The following is a 4,367-nucleotide window of genomic DNA, read 5'->3' as shown; positions in this document are numbered from 1 at the left end:
CAAGTACTGCACCCTCACAATGTAAGTAAATACTATCTGAGGCGTACACATTGGCGTTTACCAATAGTAGAAATGGAATCCATAGTTTCACAACTGTACCTCGTAAAAACATAACGCCCTGTTAAGGTGTGAGCAACGCAATACCGATGCTTCCGCATAACACCTTAAACACTAAGCGCAACGCATAGTGAAAATGCCACGCGTTGCGAATCACTCTTAAACAGATTGTTATGTTTCTTTTGTAGGCTTTACACCGTTTAAATTTAGTGGGGATTCAGATAACAAAGGGAGTTCTCTAGCATTAAGCGCAAAGCTTAAATCTTGGTGCCCTTGACCATAACCCCAAAGAAACAACTCAGCACCAAAAGCACTTGGTGAAACAATGATTCCGCCTTGAGAAGGGACTTCACATTCACAGTATTTTTGAATGTGTTCTTGGCGACCATATTGAAATGTTTCAATCAAATTATCGGAACTTAAACCAAAGAAAGAATGATTTACAATTGATATAAGCTGTTCTAACTCATTATCACTAAATTGCATACTATCGATAAGCGAGTCCCAAGGAATGAATATCTGCATTTTAGGACGGTCATTCATATTATATTCAAAGCCAGATTCAGAAAATAGCTCCTTTATAAGGGAGTAAACTATGTAATGCGCCTTAATTTGATAAGTAGACATTGTATCGAGTATTCTAGCAACTCTAGCACCTCGATCATCCCTACCCAGTTCAGTTCTTGATGATGCTAAAATTCCACCAAAATACTCAATTGCCAACTCGTCGTCACAATACGAACCCTCATTTATTATTGTCTTTAGGACTTTCGGAGGTACCTTACCATTAGAGTTAATGTTGTCTCCTAGTTTTTCTTCTGCTTTAGAAAATATTTTACCGACATTCTGCACTCGCTTTTGAGTGAATTCTCTAAGCTCACCACCTAGATATTCGGCTGTTGGACCTAGCAGTTTAGCTATGCCGTCCTTTCCCAAATAAGCGGCAATAGCCCCCATTCCTACCGTTGTAATTGGCTCAGCCATACTTCCTCCGATTAAAAACATAACGCCCAGTTAAGGGGTGAAGCACGCAATGACTAAGCCTCTGCATAGCACTTCAACACCGAAATAAAACGCATACAAAAAATGCCACGCGTGCTGAATCCCTCTTGAACTGTTTGTTAACTGGATTTGCAAAGGTGGAGTGCTTGCTCTACCGATTTTGCGATAATTACACGCTTATTGCTTGTAAGTGTATTGAGTTTGTCCATTATTACGGGTTTCGAATTTTGGGGATAGTCCCATAAAAATTTGATGAACTCGATATCAAACCTTTCATCGCAACCTTCAGCTAAATCTGGACGCTTACTACTTAATAATGTTCTCTTTAGTGCTCGATAGATACAGGTATATCGGTTTACATCTAAGAATATTATTGTGTCACAAGCTTCAAACCTTATATCAATGGTGCTCTGATAATTACCATCGATAATCCAACACTCGCTTTCACAAAGACTTTTTTGAATTTTTAGCCAGTCATCTTTTGGAGTTTTAACCCAATTGGGTTTCCAATATAGCTGATCGAGATGATGAACAGGCAAATTCAACTCTTTACCTAATAGTGCCGAAAATGTGGATTTACCCGAACCGCCGGAACCAATGACCGCAATTCTTTTCATCGGACTTACCTCGTCATCAATCCAGTTAACGCCCTGTTAAGGTGTGAGCAACGCAATACCGATGCCACCGCATACCACCTTAAACACTAAAACCAACGCATAGTGAAAATGCCACGCGTTGCGAATCACTCTTAAACAGTTTGTTAGGCTTGTAGCTCCAATAAATGCTCAGCCCCAGAGCTTTTTACGATTTCAAAGCCCAATTTCAAATACAGCTGCTCAGCTGGATTTGTTTCAATCACGCTTAACCCCACCTTAGACTTCGTTGTTGCAGCTTTAGCAATTAGGTCAAGGATTAGTTTACTGCCAATTTTCAAACCTTGATACTCAGGAGAAATCTGAATTTGAACCAAATACCAATAGTTAAGTTCTTCGGTGTAAGTGGCTTTAAACAATCCGATAGGCTTGCCATCCAGTTCAACGATTTTCGCATGAGTAAATTCAAAACGTATTCGCTTTTCATACTCTTCCGTGCTCGTTGGCATACCTACTTCTTCAAGATACTGCCTCATCGTTTTATCACGTAGTGATAGTAGAAAAGGAATATCATTTTCACTCGCTCGTCTAAGGGAAATATCCATGTTTCCTCCAAAAGCCTAACGCCGCATTAAGGGGTGAACAACGCATTCCACCCAAACTAAACCATTGTGCCGTAAACACTAAAGCCAATTCAAACCAAAACTGCCGAGCGTTGTGAATCCCTCTTGAATGCTTTGTTAGTTGCCAAACCTAAAGCTTTGATTTGAAGTCGATTGCCGTTTTGCCAACACTTGCTTTACGTATTTTGGAAAACTCAAATCAGGCGCAGTTTCAAAGCGTTTGTCACTGAAACCACTTGGAACACGCAACGCCGTAGAAAACGAACTGACAACACCAAAAAGACCTTTTGGAGAAACAATGCCACAAAGCTGACTTTCAACAAGTAAATCAGCTTCTGAAACGGCAAACCAAACTAGGAAAAGATCGAAACTCAATTCCGCAAGCCAAGATCCCGAAGTTCGAAGTGCAGAATCGAGCAAAGCACACGAACGATTAGACCTAAACACTCTGTTTTAGCTGCGATTTTCTCGTTGGCAACTAACGCCGCATTAAGGGGCAGCAACGCGCTGCCACCAAACTTCAATTTAACACCGTAAACACAAATGCCAATGTTTAATCCAAACTCGCCACGCGTTGACTGTCCCTCTTGAATGCTTTGTTAGTTGCCAAGCCTAAAACTTTCATTTGAAGTTGATTACCGCTTTGTCAACACCCATTTTTCGTGCCTTGGAAAACTCAAATCAGGCGCAGTTTCAGAGCGTCTGTCACTGAAACCACTTGGGATTCACAGCGCCGTAGAAAACGGACTTTTTACACCAAACAAACCTTTTGAAACGACAATGCAGCAGAGCAGGCTTTCAACAAGCTAATCGATATCTGAAACAGAAGAACCAAACCGCACAAGAAACCAAAGCACGACTTTCACAAACCCAAACAACTAGAAATTGAAATACGAAAACCTAGCCAAAACACACGACATTGGCCCTAAACATTCTTCTTAGGTACGTTTTTCCTCGTTGGCAACTAACGCCGCATTAAGGGGTGAACAACGCCACCACCCTACCTAAACCATTGTGCCGTAAACACTAAAGTTAGTTCAAACCAAAACTGCCAAGCGTTGTGAATCCCTCTTGAATGCTTTGTTAGTTGCCAAACCTAAAGCTTTGACTTGAAGTTAATTGCCGTTTTGCCAACACTAGTTTTATGTGCTTTGAAAAACTCAAATCAGGCGCAGTTTCAAAGCGTTTGTCACTGAAACCACTTGGACCACGCAACGCCGTAGAAAACGAACTGACAACACCAAAAAGACCTTTTGGAGAAACAATGCCACAAAGCTGACTTTCAACAAGTAAATCGGTTTCTGAAACGGAAAATCCAACCAAAAGAGAAACCTGAGAACGATTTTCACAAACCCAAACGATTGGAAATTGAAGTACGAAACCTCACTCAAAACACACTGACTTTAACTCTAAACATTCTGCTTTGCTGCGTTTTCCTCATTGGCAACTAACGCCCTGTTAAGGTGTGAGCGACGCAATACCGAAGCTCCCGCATACCACCTTAAACACTAAAACCAACGCATGGTAAAAATGCCACGCGTTGCGAATCACTCTTAAACAGTTTGTTAGTCGCGAGGCACCGAGCGACAATTTTAAGCCGAACTAAACTTTGCGAACAACAAACTTTATGTGCTTTGATGCACTTAAGTCAGGCGTAGTCTCAAAGCAGCTACTCAATGAAACCACTTGGAACTTACCACACCAGAGAAGACGACTTTTCAGCGAGTAGATCTGCTTTTGAACCAACAAACTCATCGGGCAGAGTTGCAACCAAGAACAGACGCTCGATCGCCCTGTTCTGTCAGCACCAAAGAACAAAAAACCGCTTGGACACTTACACAACTTTGAACTTAGAACAGGTGAAATTGAGTTTTGACCATCGACGACGCACCTGCGTATCAAACGATCATCAGCCAAGTTTTAAGCTTAGAAACGAGATTTTGATTGCTAGCTTTTTCTGGCGACTAACGCCCTGTTAAGGTGTGAGCGACGCAATACCGATGCCTCCGCATACCACCTTAATCACTTAATCCAACGCATGGTAAAAATGCCACGCGTTGCGAATCACTCTTAAACAGCTTGTTAGTTGCGT

Annotated in this window: 4 protein-coding genes; all 4 read right to left on the bottom strand. The window is 41.6% G+C overall.

The annotated features are described in order from the left end of the window. Positions 1-228: 228 nt before the first annotated feature. The 4 genes from L3V32_RS25865 to L3V32_RS25840 all read right to left on the bottom strand — a co-directional run bounded on the left by L3V32_RS25865 (position 229) and on the right by L3V32_RS25840 (position 2,650). Positions 229-1,041 carry a hypothetical protein gene (locus L3V32_RS25865; protein ID WP_237285658.1) on the bottom strand — a complete coding sequence of 271 codons (813 nt, stop codon included), beginning with the start codon at positions 1,039-1,041 and terminating at the stop codon, positions 229-231. Positions 1,042-1,178: 137 nt separating this feature from the next. Further along, the gene (locus tag L3V32_RS25855) at positions 1,179-1,676 is read right to left on the bottom strand and encodes a DNA topology modulation protein (protein ID WP_021448757.1); all 498 of its coding nucleotides are present in this window, start codon (positions 1,674-1,676) and stop codon (positions 1,179-1,181) included. Between the two features lie 143 nt (positions 1,677-1,819). Further along, a complete protein-coding gene (locus L3V32_RS25845; RefSeq protein ID WP_193248758.1) occupies positions 1,820-2,257 on the bottom strand; it encodes a GNAT family N-acetyltransferase in 438 nt (145 codons plus the stop codon). 135 nt (positions 2,258-2,392) lie between these two features. Next, positions 2,393-2,650 (bottom strand): hypothetical protein, encoded by a 258-nt coding sequence (locus L3V32_RS25840; protein ID WP_237285662.1) that lies wholly within the window; start codon positions 2,648-2,650, stop codon positions 2,393-2,395. Positions 2,651-4,367 lie beyond the last annotated feature (1,717 nt).

Origin of the sequence: Vibrio sp. J2-4 (assembly GCF_021728155.1) — a bacterium.
In the GTDB taxonomy this organism is placed as follows: domain Bacteria; phylum Pseudomonadota; class Gammaproteobacteria; order Enterobacterales; family Vibrionaceae; genus Vibrio; species Vibrio diabolicus.
The sequence above is the reverse complement of the archived record's forward strand: the minus strand, read 5'-3'. Positions and strand labels throughout refer to the sequence as shown.